Here is an 18,892-nt window from a genome sequence, read left to right as displayed (position 1 = left end):
GTGAGGTGAACCTCATGGCGAACGAAGAGAAACTCGTCGAATATCTCAAGCGCGTCTCCGCCGATCTCCACGACACGCGGCTGCGACTGCGTGAGGTGGAGGAGCGGGCGCAGGAGCCGGTGGCCGTGGTGGGCATGGCCTGTCGCTTTCCCGGCGGGGTCACCTCCCCGGAGGAGCTGTGGGAGTTGCTCGTCTCGGGCGTCGACGCCATCGGCGACTTCCCCACCGATCGCGGCTGGGATCTGGACGGCCTCTACCACCCCGACCCGGAGCACTACGGCACCAGCTGTGTCCGCCAGGGTGGTTTTGTCGCGGCCGACCGGTTCGACGCGGCTTTCTTCGGCATCAGTCCGCGCGAAGCGCTCGCCATGGACCCACAGCAGCGGCTGGTGCTGGAGACCGCGTGGGAAGCGCTCGAACGGGCCGGTATCGACCCCCACACCCTGAAAGGCACCCGCACCGGTGTCTACGCCGGGGTGTCCAGCCAGGACTATCTGGCCCGCGCGCCACGGATCCCGGAAGGCTTTGAGGGATACGCCACCACCGGCAGCCTGACCAGCGTGATTTCGGGCCGGGTCGCCTACACCTTGGGCCTGGAGGGGCCCGCGGTGACCGTGGACACCGCCTGCTCGGCCTCGCTCGTGGCCATGCACCTGGGTTGCCAGGCACTCCGGCAGGGCGAATGCACCATGGCGCTGGCGGGAGGAGTCACCTCACTCGCCACTCCCATCATGTTCACCGAGTTCACCCGGCAGGGAGCACTGGCCCCCGACGGACGCTGTAAGTCGTTCGCCGCCACCGCCGACGGCACCGGATTCTCCGAAGGTGTCGGCCTGGTAGTGCTCGAACGGCTGTCGGACGCGCTGCGCGACGGCCACCGGGTGCTGGCGGTCATCCGCGGCTCGGCCATCAACCAGGACGGTGCCAGCAACGGGCTCACCGCCCCCAACGACGTCGCCCAGGAACGGGTCATCGGGCAGGCCCTCGCCAGTGCGCGGCTCGGCCCGGGCGATGTGGACGTCGTGGAAGCACACGGGACCGGCACCAAACTGGGCGACCCGATCGAGGCCGAGGCGCTGATCGCCACCTACGGCCAGGACCGCCCCGACGACCGTCCGCTGCTGCTCGGCTCACTCAAGTCCCATATCGGGCACACTCATGCCGCGGCCGGTGTCGCGGGTGTGATCAAGATGGTGATGGCCCTGCGCCACGCGGAACTGCCCGCCAATCTCCACCTCGACGAGCCCACCCCGCATGTGGAGTGGGACGGCAGTGGTGTCCGGCTCCTCGACCAGCCCACCGCCTGGCCCCCGCTGGACCGGCCGCGGCGGGCCGCGGTCTCCTCCTTCGGCGTCTCCGGCACCAACGCCCATCTGATCCTGGAGCAGGCTCCCGACGCGGAGAACGCGGCGGCCGCGGAGGACACGGAGAACGCGGAGGGGACGGATGAGTCGGTCCCGGTGGGCGGTTGTCCGGGCGGAGTGGTCCCCTGGGCGCTCTCCGCGCGCAGTGCGGAGGCGCTGGGCGGCCAGGCGGCGGCGCTGGCCGGACGGATATCACGGGACGCCGATGCCGCGCCCGGCGAAATCGGATGGTCGCTGATCACTACGCGTGCGGTCTTCGAGCACCGTGCGGTGGTGTTGGGGGCGGACCGCGAGGAGCTGATGGCCGGTGTCGAGGCGCTGGCGGCGGGCACCGCGCATCCCGCTGTGGTGTCCTCGGGCATCGCCGTGGCCACGAGCGACGCCGGTCCGGTGCTGGTGTTCCCGGGGCAGGGTTCACAGTGGGTGGGCATGGGTGCGGGTCTGTTGGAGGTCTCGCCGGTGTTCGCGGAGCGGGTGGCCGAGTGCGAAGGTGCCCTCGCACCGTATGTGGACTGGTCGTTGACTCAGGTGCTGCGGGGGGCGGACGACGCGGCGGACCTGGGCCGTGTGGATGTGGTGCAGCCGGTGTTGTGGGCGGTGATGGTGTCGCTGGCCGCGGTGTGGGCCGGACACGGAGTACGGCCCGCCGCGGTGGTGGGGCACAGTCAGGGTGAGATCGCGGCCGCGGTGGTGGCGGGTGCGCTGTCGTTGGAGGACGGCGCGCGGATCGTGGCACTGCGCAGCAAGGCGTTGCGGAAGCTGGCCGGTGGCGGCGCGATGGCCTCTCTCGGTGTGAGCCAGCGGTGCGCCGGTCAGCTGCTCACCGCACTGGGGGAGAAGACCGCCGGAGTCGGGATCGCGGCTGTCAACGGGCCCGCTTCCACAGTGGTGTCGGGTCCGCCGGAGCAGGTGGCCGCCGTGGTCACGGCATGCCAGGAGAACGGTGACCGGGCCCGGCTGATCGAGGTGGACTATGCCTCGCACAGCCCCCAGGTCGACCGGATCACGGACGAGTTGCACACCGTGCTGAGCGGTGTCCGCCCGAAGGCGGCTCCCGAGGTGGCGTTCTACTCCACGGTGACCGGCGGCCGCGCCGACACCACCACACTGGACACCGCGTACTGGGTGACCAATCTGCGCGAGCGCGTACGGTTCGCGGACGCCGTCGCGGAGCTGCTGGCCGATGGCCATCGCGTGTTCATCGAGGCCAGCACCCATCCGGTGCTGACGGTCGGAATGCAGGAGACCTTCGAGGACGCCGATGTCCAGGCGGTGACGGTGCCCACGCTGCGCCGGGATGAGGGTGGACAGCGGCAGTTGGCGCGGTCGCTCGCGGAGGCCTTCACCGCCGGGGTGGCGGTGGACTGGACGGTATTCTTCCCGGCCGAGCCCCGCCCCCGTACCGTCGAGCTGCCCACTTACGCCTTCCAGCACCAGCGGTACTGGCTGGACGGGCTCAGTGACCGTGGCACCGATCCGGCCGACCTCGGTCTGGTGTCCGCCGGACATCCGCTGCTCAGCGCGTCCGTCGAACTGGCCGATGGCGGCAGCACTCTGCTGACGGGACGGCTGTCGGCACAGACACACCACTGGCTCGGTGAACACGTCGTCGCGGACACCGTCCTGGTCCCCGGTACGGCCCTGGTGGAATGGGCCCTGCGCGCGGCCGACGAGGTGGGCGGCGGTGGGGTGGAGGAACTGGCGCTCCAGGTGCCGCTGGTGCTGCCGTCGTCGGGTGGGGTCCGCCTCCAGGTGGTCGTCGGTGAGCAGGGCGACGACGGACGCCGCGAGGTGCGGATGTACTCGCGCCCCGATGACCTCTCAAGCTCGGACACCGGCTGGGTGTGCCACGCCGACGGTGTGCTGAGCCCGCCGTCCGAGGCTCCGGCGCCCGCGGCCGACCAGGACGGCGTATGGCCGCCGACGGGTGCGAAACCCGTGGAGCTGGCCGACTTCTACGAGCGGATCGCGGCCTCGGGATACGCCTATGGGCCGTCCTTCCAGGGGCTGCACGCGGTGTGGCGGGACGGTGCGGATCTGCTCGCCGAGGTGGTGCTGCCGGAGGCGGCCGGGGAGCCGTCCGGATTCGGTGTCCACCCCGCCCTGCTCGACGCGGCACTGCACCCCGTACTGCTCACCGACGGGTCCGCGGACGAGGCCGAACCGGCCGATGGTCGGGTGTGGTTGCCGTTCACCTGGAACGGAGTGTCGCTGTGGGCCGCTGGGGCCACCCGGGTGCGGATCCGGCTGTCCCCCGGTGAGCGCGGCGGGGACGGCGAGCGGACCGTGCGCGTGAACGTGGCGGACGCGGTGGGGGCACCCGTGCTCAGCGCCGATGCGGTGGTGCTGCGAGCGGCCGATACCGAGCAGCTGCGGAAGGCCCGGACACCCGCCGCGGACGGCCTGTTCGCCATGGACTGGCAGCCTCTGCCGGTTGCGGCGACACCGAACGGAAGTGGCCCGGCCCGCCCCGTCGAGTGGGCGGTAGTGGGCACCGGGCTACCGCTGGTGTCGCCCGCCGCGGTGTGCCATTCGGACCTGGAGGCGCTGATCAGCGCGCTGGACGGCGGCGCCGCCACCCCGGACGTCGTGCTGGCGTCCGTGGCGGAGCCGACCGACGGCGGCGATCCGGCGGCCGGGGGACTCGCCTCCGCGGAGCGGACCCTCGCACTGCTCCAGGGCTGGCTGGCCGAACCACGGCTGGCCGAAGCCAGGTTGGTGGTGGTCACCTGCGGTGCCGTCGCCACTGGTGGGCTCGCGGGTGAGGGAGCCGAGCCCGTGGAGGTGGCCGGAGCCGCCGTATGGGGTCTGGTGCGCAGTGCGCAGACGGAGAACCCGGGCCGGTTCCTGCTGCTCGATCTCGACCCGGACACCTCGGCCCACGGCGGAGCGCCCGCCTACGACGGGGCGCCCGTCCCCGGGGCCGACCTCCTCCCGGACGCGGTGGCACGGGCGCTGGAGCTCGACGAGTCACAACTCGCGCTGCGCGACGGACGGGTGCTGATACCCCGGTTCGTCCGCGCCGGATCCGCACACGGCCTCGTACCCCCGGCGGGGGCGTCGGCGTGGCGGCTCGGAACGGAGGGCGCCGCGACGCTGGACAGCGTACGGCCGGTGGCCTGTCCTCACGTGCTGACGCCCCTGGACGCGGGCCGGGTACGGATCGATGTCCATGCCGCGGGGGTCAACTTCCGTGACGCGCTGATCGCGTTGGGGATGTACCCCGGTGGTGCGGAGTTCGGGGGCAGTGAGGGCGCGGGTGTGGTGCGGGAAGTGGGCCCGGGTGTGACCGGTCTCGCGGTCGGCGACCGGGTCATGGGCCTCTTCGAGGGCGCCTTCGGTCCGGTGGCCGTCGCCGACGCGCGCACCGTGGTACCCATCCCCTCCGGCTGGAGTTTCCAGCAGGCGGCGGGGGTGCCGGTGGTGTTCCTGACGGCGTGGTACGGGCTGGTGGAGTTGGGTGGGCTGGGTGCGGGTGAGTCGGTGCTGATTCATGCCGCGGCGGGTGGTGTGGGGATGGCGGCGGTGCAGGTGGCCCGGCATGTGGGGGCGGAGGTGTTTGCCACGGCGAGCCCCGGTAAGCATGTGGTGCTGGAGTCCATGGGTGTTGATGCCGCTCATCGTGCGTCTTCGCGGGATGTGGCCTTCGAGGACGCACTGCGCGAAGCCACGGGTGGGCGCGGTGTGGATGTGGTGCTCAACAGTCTCGCGGGGGAGTTCATCGACGCGTCGCTGCGGCTGCTGGGCGAGGGCGGTCGTTTCCTGGAGATGGGCAAGACCGACATCCGCGACCCGGAACATGACCACCCCGGCGTGCGATACCACCCCTACGATCTGATCGCGGACGCCGGGCCCGACCGCATCGGCCGGATGCTGGGTGAGTTGGGCCGGTTGTTCGAGGCGGGGGCGCTGGAGCCGCTGCCGGTGCGGTCATGGCCGTTGAACCGGGCGCGGGAGGCGTTGCGGTATCTGAGTCAGGCGAAGCACACGGGCAAGCTGGTGCTGGACGTACCCGCCCCGGTGGACCCGGACGGCACGGTGCTCATCACCGGCGGCACCGGCACCCTCGGCGGGCATGTGGCCGATCACCTCGTCCGTACGCGGGACATCCGGCATCTGCTGCTGGTGAGCCGTAGCGGACTCGAGGCCCCGGGCGCCCGGGAGTTGGCCTCGCGCCTCACCGGCCTCGGCGCCGCGGTGCGTGTCGAGGCGCTGGACATCACCGACGCCGCCGCGCTGAACGGCCTCATCGAGGACATCGACCCGGCTCATCCGCTGACGGGTGTGATCCACGCCGCAGGCGTCGTGGACGACGCCATGCTTCCTTCGCAGAACACGGAGCGGCTGGCACGGGCCTGGGCCGCCAAGGCCGGGGCCGCGGTCCGGCTGCACCGGGCCACGGAGCGGCTGCGGCTGGGCATGTTCGTCATGTTCTCCTCCTTCGCCTCCGACCTCGGCACCCCGGGCCAGGCCAACTACGCCGCGGCCAACGCCTTCTGCGACGGTCTGGCCACCTATCGCCAGGCCCTGGGCCTGCCCGGACTGTCGGTGGCATGGGGCCTGTGGGCGGACACCAGCGGGCTCACCGCGCGGCTCGCCGACACCGACCTGGCCCGGATCGGCCGCCTCGGTATCAAGGCCAACAGTACCGAGGAGGGCCTGGCCCTGCTGGACGCCGCATATCACCACGGCCACCCGCATCTGCTGGCGCTCAACCTGGACACCAGGGCACTGGCCGCCCAGGCGGCCACCTCCCTGCCCGCGCCCCTGCGCGCCCTCGCGGCCACCGGCGGCCGACGCGTCAGGCCGACCGCCACCGCGGGGGTCCGGCCCACCGACTGGGGCGCCCGGCTCGGCGGGCTGCCGTCGTCCGAACAGCACCGGCTGCTGCTCAACCTCGTGCGCACCCACGCCGCCACCGTCCTGGGACACGCCGATGCCGCCGTCATCCACGCCGACGCGTCGTTCAAGGACCTCGGCTTCGACTCGCTGACCGCCGTCGAACTGCGCAACCGGCTCGCCGCCGCCACCGGACTACGGCTGCCCGCCGCCCTGGTCTTCGACCAGCCGGAAGCCGCGGTCCTCGCCGAACACCTGCGGCAGCAGCTGGCGCCGGAGGACGGCACCGTGGCGGCCCCCCGGCCCGACACCCCCCATCCCCTCCTCAACGAGCTGCTCAGGCTGGAGAACAGCCTGTCCGCCGTGGTCGTGGAGGACGTGGACCCGGGCGTGGTCACGGCGCGGCTGGAGACCCTGCTGTCGAAGTGGAAGGCGATCTGCGCGCCCTCCGACGACACCAACGCCGTGGAACGGCTCCAGGTCGCCTCCGCTGATCAGGTTCTCGCATTCATCGACAACGAACTTGGCCTGTCATGAACAACGTGGCGCGCCTCTCCGCTGAAGGCCGGGTGACCCTCTGTGACGCATGCTAATGAAGAGAAGCTGGTCGACTATCTGAGGCGCGTCGCCGGCGATCTCCATGAAACACGTCAGCGGCTGCGGGAGATGGAGGACCGCTCCCAGGAGCCGGTGGCCGTGGTCAGCATGGCCTGCCGCTACCCGGGCGGTGTGACCACGCCCGAGGAGCTCTGGCGGCTGGTCGCCGCGGGCGGACACGCGATGGGCGCATTCCCCGCCGATCGCGGCTGGGACCTGGAAGGGCTCTTCCACCCGGACCCCGACCACCCCGGCACCAGCCACGCCAGGGAGGGCGGCTTCCTCTACGACGCCGACCGCTTCGACCCCGAGTTCTTCGGCATCAGCCCACGCGAGGCGCTGGCCATCGACCCCCAGCAACGGCTGCTGCTCGAGGTGTCCTGGGAACTCCTCGAACGCGCGGGGATCGACCCGGCCTCGCTCAAGGGGAGTTCGACCGGTGTCTACGCGGGCACCGCCCTGCCCGGCTTCGGCACTCCGCATATCGAGAAGAGCGCCGAAGGCTACCTGGTCACCGGCAACGCCCCCAGTGTGCTGTCCGGCCGGGTGGCGTACACCCTCGGCCTCGAGGGACCGGCCGTCACGGTGGACACGGCGTGTTCGTCGTCGCTGGTCGCGATGCACCTGGCCTGCCAGGCGCTGCGGCAGGGCGAATGCGGGCTGGCGCTCGCCGGCGGCGTCACGGTGATGGCCATCCCGAACGTGTTCACCGAGTTCTCCCGGCAGCGCGGTCTGGCTCCCGACGGCCGTTGCAAGGCGTTCTCCGAGGAAGCGGACGGCACCGCGTTCTCCGAGGGCGTCGGCCTGGTACTGCTGGAGCGGCTGTCCGACGCCCGGCGCAACGGCCACCGGGTCCTGGCGGTCATCCGCGGTTCCGCCATCAACCAGGACGGCGCCTCCAACGGCCTCACCGCGCCCAACGGTCCGTCCCAACAGCGCGTCATCGCCCAGGCGTTGGCGAACGCCCGGCTGTCCCCGGCCGAGGTGGACGCGGTCGAGGCGCATGGCACCGGCACCCGGCTCGGCGACCCCATCGAGGCCCACGCCCTGCTGACCACCTACGGCCAGGACCGGGCCGACGGCCGTCCGCTGTGGCTGGGGTCGGTGAAGTCCAACATCGGCCACACCCAGGGCGCGGCGGGGGTGGCCGGTGTCATCAAGATGGTCATGGCGATGCGGCACGGGACGCTGCCCGCCACCGTGCATCTCACCCGGCCCACCCCACATGTGAATTGGGACGTGGGCGGCGTCCGTCTGCTCACCGAAGCCGTGGACTGGCCGGGCGGGGACCGGCCGCGCCGGGCGGGAGTGTCGTCCTTCGGCATCTCCGGGACCAACGCCCATCTGCTGCTCGAGCAGCCGCCCGCCGCGGCCGTACCGGTCGAGCACACACCGCCGCGGGACGGTGTTCTCGTCCCGTGGACCCTGTCCGCACGCGGTGACCAGGCGCTGCGCGCCCAGGCCGGGGCACTCGCCGACCATCTGACCGCCCGGCCGCGGCTGCCCGTCGCCGATGTGGCCTGGTCGCTCACCCGGACCCGCTCCGCCTTCGAACACCGTGCCGTGGCGGTGGCCGACACCCGTGAGGAACTGCTCGCGGCCATACGGGCCCTGGCCGACGGCGAGCGCCACCCCGCGCTGACCCGGGCAGCCGCCCCCATCCGCTCCGGCGGCACCGCCTTCATGTTCACCGGGCAGGGCAGCCAGCGGCCCGGGATGGGGCGTGAGCTGTACCGGACGTACCCGGTGTTCGCCACCGCCTTCGACGATGTCTGCGCACAGCTGGACCCCCTGCTCGGACGCTCGCTGCGCGACCTGGTGTTCGCGGCCGAGGACTCCGAGGAGGCACGGGCGCTGCACGCCACCGGGGTGACCCAGGCGGCCCTGTTCGCCCTGGAGACCGCCCTCTTCCGGCTGGTCGAGTCCTTCGGCGTCGTCCCCGCGTTCCTCACCGGACACTCCGTGGGGGAACTGGTGGCCGCCCATGCGGCGGGTGTGCTGTCCCTGCCGGACGCCTGCACGCTCGTCGCCGCCCGGGGACGGCTGATGCAGGCACTGCCCGCCGGTGGCGCCATGGCCGCCGTCGAAACCACCGAGGACCACATCCTGCCCCTGCTCACGGGCCGCGAGGACCGCGTCTCGCTGGCCGCCGTCAACGGCCCCACGGCTGTCGTGGTGTCCGGGGACGCCGAGGCCGTCGAGGACATCGCCCGCACCCTGAAGGAACAGGGACACCGGACCAAGCGGCTGCGGGTCAGCCACGCCTTCCACTCCCCGCTGCTGGACCCCATGCTCGAGGACTTCCGCGCGGTGGCCCGCGGACTCACCTACCACCCGCCGCGGATCCCGGTGATCTCCAACCTCACCGGGGAACCGGCCACCGCCGACCAGCTCCGCGACCCCGAATACTGGGTACGCCACGTCCGTCAGCCCGTCCGCTTCCACGACGGGCTGCGCACCCTGCACACCGAGGGCACCACCCGCTACCTCGAACTCGGGCCGGACGCCGTCCTCACCACCATGGCCCAGGATGCTCTGAGCGCGGAGGACACCGCACCGGACGGCGCACCGGCGTTCGCCACCGCACTGCGCGAGGGCCGCGACGAACCGCGCACCCTGCTGGCCGCGCTGACCACCCTCCACCTCGACGGGGCCACCGTCGACTTCGCCGCCGCGCTGCCGGAGACCGCGGCCCCTACCGACCTGCCCACCTACCGGTTCCAGCGACAGCGGTACTGGCGGGCCGTGCCCACCGCCACCGCCGACATGCGTGCGGTCGGCCTCGGCACCACCGACCATCCGCTGCTCCAGGCCGCCGTGGAGACACCCGACGGCGGACTGCTGCTCACCGGACGGCTGTCCGCGCACACCCACGCCTGGCTGACCGACCACACCATCGCGGACAGCGTGCCCCTGCCGGGAACGGCCGTCCTCGAACTGGCCCTCCTCGCCGGGGCCCGGACCGGCTGCGAACTCCTCGACGACCTCACCCTGGAGACCCCGCTGCTGCTGACCACCGCGGGCGCGGTGCGTATCCAGCTCGCGGTCACCGCCCCCGACCCCTCCGGCAGGCGCTCCCTCACCCTCTCCTCCCGGCCCGACGACGAGCGGAGCGACGCAGGGGAGACCCCCTGGATCCGCCACGCCACCGGTGTCCTCACCCCCGCCACCGCGGCCGCCCGGGCCGAACCACCGGTGGCCGCATGGCCCCCGCCCGACGCCGTACCCGTCGATGTGGCGGACCTCTACCGGCGGCTGGCCGACCAGGGCTACGTCTACGGACCGGCGTTCCGCGGACTGCACGCCGCCTGGACACACGGCGACGAGATGCTCGCCGAGGTGCGTCTCGCGGCCGAACAACGGGGCGAGGCCGACACCTACGGACTGCACCCCGCCCTCCTCGACAGCGCCCTGCACCCCATCGAGGAGCTCTTCAACGGCGGCCGCGACCCGGCCGACACCACGGCGTCCACCGTGCGGCTCCCGTTCTCCTTCAGCGGTGTCCGGCTGTACGCCACCGGCGCCACCCGGCTGCGCGTCCGCATCACCCCGACCGCCCCGGACGCGGTCACCCTGGCGCTCACCGACGACCGCGGCGCGGCCGTCGCCACCATCGACTCGCTCGGCCTCCGTGAGATCTCCGCCGACCGCTGGCGCTCCGCCCGGGCCGCGGCCGACACCCCGCTGTACCGGCTGGACTGGCAGCCCGGCCCCACGGTCACCGGTGAGCCGTCGACCGGCGAGCGGTGGGCGGTGGCCGGACCGGACCCCCTGGGCCTGGCCACCGGACCGGACACGGCCGCCCATCCCGACCTGTCCGCGCTGGCGGCCGCCGTCGACGGTGGACAGCCGGTTCCGGACCTGGTCCTCGTGGAATGCCACGGCCTCACACAGGTCACCGACGCCGCGGCAGAGGAGGCCGGTCCAGCAGTAGAGGACACCTCCGCCCGGCTGGCGGAAGAGGACATCCCCGCCCGGGTGCGGGCCGCCGCCCATCACCTGCTCTGCACATTGCGTACCTGGCTCACCGACGAGCGGTTCGCCACGGCCCGACTGGCCGTCGTGACCCGCGGCGCCGTGGCCACCGGCCCCGGTGACCCGGCCGCCGACCTGGTCACCGCCCCCCTCTGGGGCCTGGTCCGCGCCGCGCAGGCGGAACACCCCGGCCGCCTCCTGCTGGTGGACCTCGACACCGACCCCCGCTCTCCTCAGGCCCTGCGCACCGCGCTCCCGGCCGCCACTGCCGCCGACGAATCCGAACTGGTCCTGAGGGGCGGGGAGATACACGTGCCACGCCTGGTCGTGGTCCGCCCCGATCAGGACGCGACACCCCCCGTCCTCGACCCGGAGGGCACCGCACTGATCACCGGTGGCACCGGCGCCCTGGGCCGACTTGTCGCCCGCCACCTGGCCTCCGCACACGGCGTACGCCACCTTCTCTTGGTCAGCCGGAGCGGCGGCGACTCATCCGACCTGGACACCCTCACCGGTGAACTGGCCACGCTGGGTGCCCGGATCCGCGTCGCCGCCTGCGACGCCGCCGATCCGCGGGCCCTGGCCGACCTGCTCGCCACCGTCCCCGACACCCATCCGCTGACGGCGGTCGTCCACGCCGCCGGGGTGCTCGACGACGGTGTGGTCACCGCGATGACACCCGATCAGCTCGACACCGTCCTCACTCCCAAGCTCGACGCCGCCTGGCATCTGCACCGGCTGACCCGGGACCGGGATCCGGCCGTGTTCGTGATGTTCTCCTCGGCCGCCTCCGTCATGGGCAACGGCGGCCAGGCCAACTACGCGGCGGCCAACATGTTCCTCAACGCGCTCGCCGAACACCGCAGGGCCGACGGCCGTACGGCCCACACCCTGGCCTGGGGACTGCTGGCCTCGGCCGGAGGGATGACCGGCCACCTCGACGAGACCGATCTCGCCAGGATGGCCCGCTCCGGCACCGCCCCGGTCTCCAACGAGCAGGCGCTGGCACTCCTCGACGCGGCGCTCACCACCGGCCACCCCACCCTCGTACCCGCCAGGTTCGACACGGCGGCGCTGCGCACGCGGGCCGCCACCGGGCCGCTGCCCCCCGTGCTGCGACGCCTGGTGCGCACACCCGCGCGGGCGGTCGCGGACACCGGGGCGGGGGCGTGGGCCGCGCGGCTGACCGGTCTCTCCACCGAGCAGCAGGACCGGGCCGTCGCCGAGCTGGTGCGTGACCAGATCGCCGCCGTCCTCGCCCATCCGAACCCGGAGGACATCGAGCCGGGCCGCGCCTTCCAGGAGCTCGGCTTCGACTCGCTCACCGCCCTGGACCTGCGCAACCGCCTGGGCACGGCCACCGGCACCCGGATCCCGGCCACCGTCATCTTCGACTACCCGACCCCCGACGCCCTGGTCCGCTTCCTGCGCGACCAGCTCATCGGTACGGACCCGGCCGCGCGCCCCGGCGCACCGGCCACCGTTGCGGTGGCAGCCGATGACGATCCGATCGCCATCGTCGGCATGGCCTGCCGCTACCCGGGCGGGGTCGGCTCGCCGGAGGAACTGTGGCGGCTGGTATCCGAAGGGACGGACGCCATCGGGGAGTTCCCCGCGGACCGCGGCTGGAACCTCGCCGACCTCTTCGACCCGGACCCCGACCACACCGGCACCAGCTACGCCCGCGAAGGCGGATTCCTCCACGACGCCCCGCGCTTCGACGCCGACTTCTTCGGGATCAGCCCGCGCGAGGCACTGGCCACCGACCCCCAGCAGCGACTGCTGCTCGAGACGGCCTGGCAGGCGTTCGAGAGCGCGGGGATCGACCCGGCCACGCTGCGCGGCAGCCAGAGCGCGGTGATCACCGGTGTCATGTACGACGACTACGGCAGCCGCTTCCTGGGGCGTACACCGGAGGGCGTCGAGGGACGCCTGATGACCGGCAGCACACCGAGTATCGCGTCGGGGCGAGTGGCGTTCACCTTCGGCCTGGAGGGGCCCGCGGTGACGGTGGACACCGCCTGCTCATCGTCGCTGGTGGCGATGCATCTGGCCGCCCAGGCGCTACGGCAGGGCGAATGCACCCTGGCCCTGGCCGGCGGGGTGACCGTGATGGCCACCCCCAACACCTTCGTCGAGTTCTCACGGCAGCGCGGGCTGGCTGCCGACGGCCGCTGCAAACCGTTCGCGGCGGCGGCCGACGGCACCGGCTGGGGCGAGGGCATCGGCCTGCTGGTCCTCGAACGCCTCTCCGACGCCCGGCGTCATGGACGTCAGGTGCTGGCCGTCATCCGCGGCTCCGCCGTCAACCAGGACGGCGCCTCCAACGGGCTCACCGCCCCCAACGGACCGTCGCAGCAACGGGTGATCCGCGCCGCGCTGGCCACCGCCCGGCTCGCCCCGGCCGACGTGGACGTGGTGGAGGCACACGGCACCGGGACCACCCTGGGCGACCCGATCGAGGCCCAGGCGCTGCTGGCCACCTACGGCCAGGAACGCCCCGACGGACAGCCGCTGTGGCTGGGGTCGGTGAAGTCCAACATCGGCCACACCCAGGCTGCCGCCGGAGTGGCCGGTGTCATCAAGATGGTGATGGCGATGCGCCACGGGCTGCTGCCCGCGTCCCTGCACATCGACACCCCCAGCCCGCATGTGGACTGGGACGACGGCGCGGTACGGCTGCTCACCGAGGCCGTCGCATGGCCCCGCGTCGAGCGGCCCCGCCGTGCGGGGGTGTCCTCCTTCGGTATCAGCGGCACCAACGCCCATGTGATCCTCGAACAGGCCCCCGCAACGGCCCTCGCGACGGCGGCCGCGCCCGCCACCGGCGCGGTGCCCTGGGTGATGTCCGCACGCGGCGCCACCGCCCTGCGTGACCAGGCCCGGGCCCTCGTCGCGCGGCTGATCTCGGATGACATCCCGTCACCCACCGACGTCGGCTGGTCGCTGCTGACCACCCGCACCCTCTTCGACCACCGTGCCGTGGTGGTCGGCGAGGACCGCGGCGAGCTGCTGGCGGCCGTGGCGGCACTCGCGGCCGACGAGACCCACCCGGGCGTGGTGCACTCCGGCACCGCCGCCACCACCGGTGGCAACGGCCCGGTGCTGGTCTTCCCCGGCCAGGGCTCCCAGTGGATCGGCATGGGCGCGGGGCTGATGGAGGTCTCGCCGGTGTTCGCGGAGCGCGCGGCCGCCTGCGAACGCGCCCTGGCGCCGTACGTCGACTGGTCGCTCACCGATGTGCTCCGCGCCACCGAAGGTGTCGCCGACCTCAGTCGGGTGGATGTGGTGCAACCCGTGCTGTGGGCGGTGATGGTGTCCCTCGCCGCCGTGTGGGAGGGCTACGGGGTCAGGCCCGCCGCCGTCGTCGGCCACAGCCAGGGCGAGATCGCCGCGGCCTGCGTCGCCGGGGCACTGTCCCTGGACGACGGCGCCCGGATCGTGGCCCTGCGCAGCCAGGCGCTGCGCCGACTGGCCGGCGGCGGGGCGATGGCCTCGCTGGGCATCGGCGAGGAGCAGGTGGTCGCGCTGCTGGACGGCCTCGGAGCCCGTGTCGCCTCGGTGGTCGTGGCCGCCGTCAACGGACCGGCGTCCACGGTGGTGTCCGGCCCCCCGGAGCAGGTGGCGGTGGCCGCGACGGCCTGCCGGGACACCGGTGAGCGGGCCCGGATGATCGAGGTGGACTACGCCTCCCACAGCCCCCAGGTGGACGAGATCACCGGTGAACTCGCCACGCTGCTGGCCGGAGTCGAACCACTCGCGGTCCCCGCCGACCAGGTGGCGTTCTACTCGACCGTGACCAGGGGCCGTACCGACACCACCGTGCTGGACACCGCGTACTGGGTGCGCAACCTACGCGAACAGGTGCGGTTCGCCGACGCCATCGAAGCGCTGCTGGCCGACGGCCACCGCGTGTTCATCGAGGCCAGCACCCACCCCGTACTGACCGTCGGGATGCAGGAGACCTTCGAGGAAGCCGCCGTCGACGCCGTCACGGTGCCCACGCTCCGCCGTGACCACGGCGATCTCGCCCAGCTTCTGCGGTCCGTTGCCCAGGCGTTCACCGCCGGTATCGAGGTGGACTGGACCGGCCTGTTCCGCTCGGACCCGGCACCCCGCACGATCGCCCTTCCCACCTACGCCTTCCAGCGCGAGCGCTACTGGCTGGAGGACACCGGCGGCCGCGGTGGCGACGCGGCCGGACTCGGGCTCGTCGCCGCCGAACACCCGCTGCTGGGCGCGTCGTTGGAGGTCGCTGACGGCAGCACCCGACTGCTCACCGGCCGGATCGCGGCCGGTGGCGGCGAGGGCTGGCTCGCCGACCACAAGGTGGCGGGCGCCACGCTCGTCCCCGGTGCCGCACAGGTCGAATGGGCGCTCCGGGCCGCCGACGAGGCGGGCTGCGACACCGTGGAGGAACTGACGTCACAGATACCGCTGGTGCTCCCGGACTCCGGCGGGCTGCGCGTCCAGGTCGTGGTGGGAGACGCCGCCGACGACGGACGACGTGACGTACGGATATACACCCGGCCCGACCAGGACACCACCGACACCGCGTGGACGTGCCACGCGACCGGGGTGCTCGCCCCGGCCCGCGACGGCGCGGCGCACACCCCGTCCGTCACCGGTGTGTGGCCCCCCGCGGGTGCCGAACCCGTGGACGCGGACGCCCTCTACGAACGTGCCGCGGCCACCGGATACGGATACGGGCCCGCGTTCCGCGGTGTACGCAAACTGTGGCGCGACGGCGCCGACGTGCTCGCCGAGGTGACACTTCCCGAAGCCGCGGGGGACCAGCGCGGATTCGGTATCCACCCGGCCCTGCTCGACGCCGTACTGCACCCGGCCGCCCTGCTGGCCGACCCGGACGGGCGGCCCGCGGACGGCGATACGCTCTGGCTGCCGTTCGCCTGGAACGGAGTGGCGCTGTGGGCGTCGGGCGCGACCACCGTACGCGTCCGGCTGTCCCCGCACGACCAGGACACCGACACCCGGCACACCCTGAGGGTGACCGTGGCCGACGCCGTGGGCGACCCCGTACTCACCGTCGACGCGCTGGAACTGCGGCACGCCCGTACCGACCAGCTGCGGGCCGTCGGCCACACCGGCACCGACGGTCTGTTCATCCTCGACTGGATCCCCCTGCCCACACCCGCCCCGGGCACGGACACCGCGCTGCCCGCACCGGCCGCCACGGAAGGCACGTGGGCGGTGCTCGGTCCGGAGGACACCGACTGGCACACCACCGATGTGGTGCGCCACCGCGATCTGGAGGCACTGATCGCGTCGCTCGAGGCCGACGCCCCGGTGCCCGCGGTCGTCCTGACCGGTGTGCCGCGTGTTCCGCCCGCGGCGGCGGGGCGGGAGGTGGACGAGACGCACGCCCTGGCCACCGCTCAGGACACCCTGCGACTGGTACAGGGCTGGCTGGCCGAACCACGGCTGTCCGGCGCCCGTCTGGTGGTGGTGACCCATGGCGCCGTGGCCGCCGGTGACACCCCGGGCGACGATGTCGGCGCGGCCCCGGACCCCGCCGGCGCCGCCGTATGGGGGCTGGTGCGCAGTGCGCAGTCGGAGAACCCGGACCGGCTGGTCCTGCTCGACCTCGACCCCGCCGGCGAGGCCGACCCGGACGAGACCGGCGCCGCCGTGGTGGACGCGGTACTGCGCGCCGCCGTTCTGGACGAACCACAGGTGGCGGTACGGACCGGGCGGGTGTGGGCACCCCGGCTCGTACGCGCCGGTGGCCCCGGCAGCGGCGGCCTGGTCGCCCCGGCGGCGGAGCAGGCGTGGCGGCTGGCGGTGCGCGGCGCCGCCACCGTGGAGAACGTGACACCGGTGCCGTGCCCCGAGGTGCTCGAACCGCTGGGCCCCGGTGAGGTCCGCATCGCCGTACACGCGGCGGGCCTCAACTTCCGGGACGCCCTCATCGTCGTGGGCATGTACCCCGGTGGCGGGGTTTTCCAGGGCAGCGAAGGCGCCGGAGTGGTGCTGGACGTCGGCGCCGAGGTGACCGGGCTCGCCCCCGGGGACCGCGTCATGGGCCTGTTCGAGGGTGCCTTCGGCCCGTACGCGGTGGCGGACGCACGGATGGTGGTGCCGGTCCCGGACGGCTGGAGCCACCAACAGGCCGCCGCCGTGCCGGTGGTGTTCCTCACGGCCTGGTACGGCCTGGTGGATCTGGCCGGGCTGACGGCGGGCGAATCGGTGCTCATCCACGCCGCGACCGGCGGTGTCGGCATGGCCGCCGTGCAGATCGCCCGTCACCTCGGCGCCGAGGTCTATGCCACGGCCGGACCCGGTAAACACGCGGTACTCGAGGAGATGGGCATCGACAGCGCCCACCGCGCCACCTCCCGCGACCTCGGCTTCGAGGACACACTGCGCGACGCCACCGGTGGCCGTGGTGTGGACGTGGTGCTCAACAGCCTCGCCGGACCGTTCGTGGACGCCTCGCTGCGGCTGCTGAGCGACGGCGGCAGGCTCTCCGAGATGGGCAAGACGGACATCCGCGACCCCGAGGACATCGCGGCCGCCCACCCCGGTGTCCGCTATCGGGCCTTCGACCTGGTGCCCGACGCAGGACCCGACCGCATCGGAGAGATGCTGCGCGAGCTGAGCGCGCTGTTCGGCATCGGTGTGCTGGGCCCCGCGCCCGTACGGCCACGGCCGCTGAGCCGGGCACGCGACGCGCTGCGACAGCTCAGCCAGGCCCGCCACACCGGCAAACTGGTGCTGGACGTGCCACCGGCCGTCGACCCGGACGGCACCGTGCTCATCACCGGCGGCACCGGCACCCTCGGCGGACATGTCGCCGAACACCTCGTCCGCTCGTGGCACATCGGCCACCTGGTGCTGGTCAGCAGGCGCGGCGAGGAAGCCCCGGGCGCGTCCGAACTGGCCGCCCGGCTCACCGCGTTCGGTGCACGGGTACGGATCGTCGCCGCCGATGTCACGGACGCCACGGCGGTGGCGGAGCTGGTGGCGGGCATCGACCCCGCACATCCCCTCACCGGGGTCATCCATGCCACCGGACTCCTCGACGATGCCGTGGTCACCTCCCAGACCCCCGAACGGCTGGGGCGGGTGTGGGCGGCGAAGGCCGCGGCGGCCGCTCATCTGCATGCCGCGACGGCGGGTCTGCGGCTGGGGATGTTCGTGATGTTCTCGTCGGCGGCCGGGGTGATGGGCAGCCCTGGGCAGGCCAACTACGCGGCGGCCAACGCCTTCTGCGACGCCCTGGCCGCCCACCGCAGGGCGTCCGGACTGCCCGGTGTGTCCGTGGCCTGGGGGCTGTGGGCCGAAGCAAGCGGTATGACCGGCCACCTCGCCGAGTCCGACCTCGCCCGGATGGCCCGCACCGGAATCCGCCCCCTGACCGCACAGCACGGGCTCACGTTGCTCGACGCCGCCGTGCAGCACGGCGCCGACCTCCTCGTCGCCGCCGACGTGGACACCCGGACCGTCGCCGGGCTGCCCACCGACACCGTTCCCACCACCCTGCGTGCACTGGCCGCCACGAGTGGTACGAGCGGCACCAGTCGGCGCACGGCGGCGGCCGACAGCGGCGGTCAGCGAGTCGACTGGGCGGCGCGGCTGGCCGGGCTGTCGGCGACCGAACGCCACCGCCTCGTACTCAACCTGGTCCGTGGCCACGCGGCCACCGTGCTCGGCCACACCGATGTGGACGCCGTCCAGGCGGACACCAGCTTCAAGGAGCTCGGGTTCGACTCCCTGACCGCCGTCGAACTGCGCAACCGGCTCGCGGCCGCCACCGGACTGCGGCTGCCCGCCGCCATGGTCTTCGACTACCCCGAGGCCACCGCGCTCGCCGAACACCTGCTGGAACGGCTGGCACCCGGCGAAGGCGCCACCGATCGGCGGGACGGCGTGGACCCGGTCCTCAACGAACTGGCCCGGCTGGACACCACCCTCACCGCCCTGGACACCGACGACGAAGGCCGCCAGCGGATCACCAAACGGCTCAGCGGACTCCTGGCGAAGTGGAACGGCGGCGGCGCCACCGACCCCGCCGCCAGCACCGGCTACAGCGGCCTGGAGTCCGCGTCGGACGACGAGATGTTCGAGCTCATTGACCGTGAACTGCCCTGATGGAG

At 73.1% G+C, this 18,892-nt stretch carries 2 protein-coding genes; both read left to right on the top strand.

All coding sequences use genetic code 11. From position 1 onward, the window contains the following. Positions 1-14 precede the first annotated feature (14 nt). Positions 15-6,740: a type I polyketide synthase gene (locus tag AB0C66_RS29075; RefSeq protein ID WP_362444967.1), complete on the top strand. Its 6,726-nt coding sequence runs from the start codon at positions 15-17 to the stop codon at positions 6,738-6,740. 42 nt (positions 6,741-6,782) lie between these two features. Continuing rightward, positions 6,783-18,887, top strand: a complete 12,105-nt coding sequence (locus AB0C66_RS29070; protein WP_362444964.1) for an SDR family NAD(P)-dependent oxidoreductase — start codon at positions 6,783-6,785, stop codon at positions 18,885-18,887. Positions 18,888-18,892: the final 5 nt, after the last annotated feature.

The organism is Streptomyces sp. NPDC048636 (assembly GCF_040650655.1).
Classification (GTDB): Bacteria; Actinomycetota; Actinomycetes; order Streptomycetales; family Streptomycetaceae; genus Streptomyces.
This window is presented reverse-complemented; position numbering and strand designations above follow the sequence as displayed.

Coding starts and splice junctions, on each gene's coding strand:
- AB0C66_RS29075 (WP_362444967.1), top strand. CDS start 15: ATGGCGAACGAAGAGAAACTCGTCGAATATCTCAAGCGCGTCTCCGCC.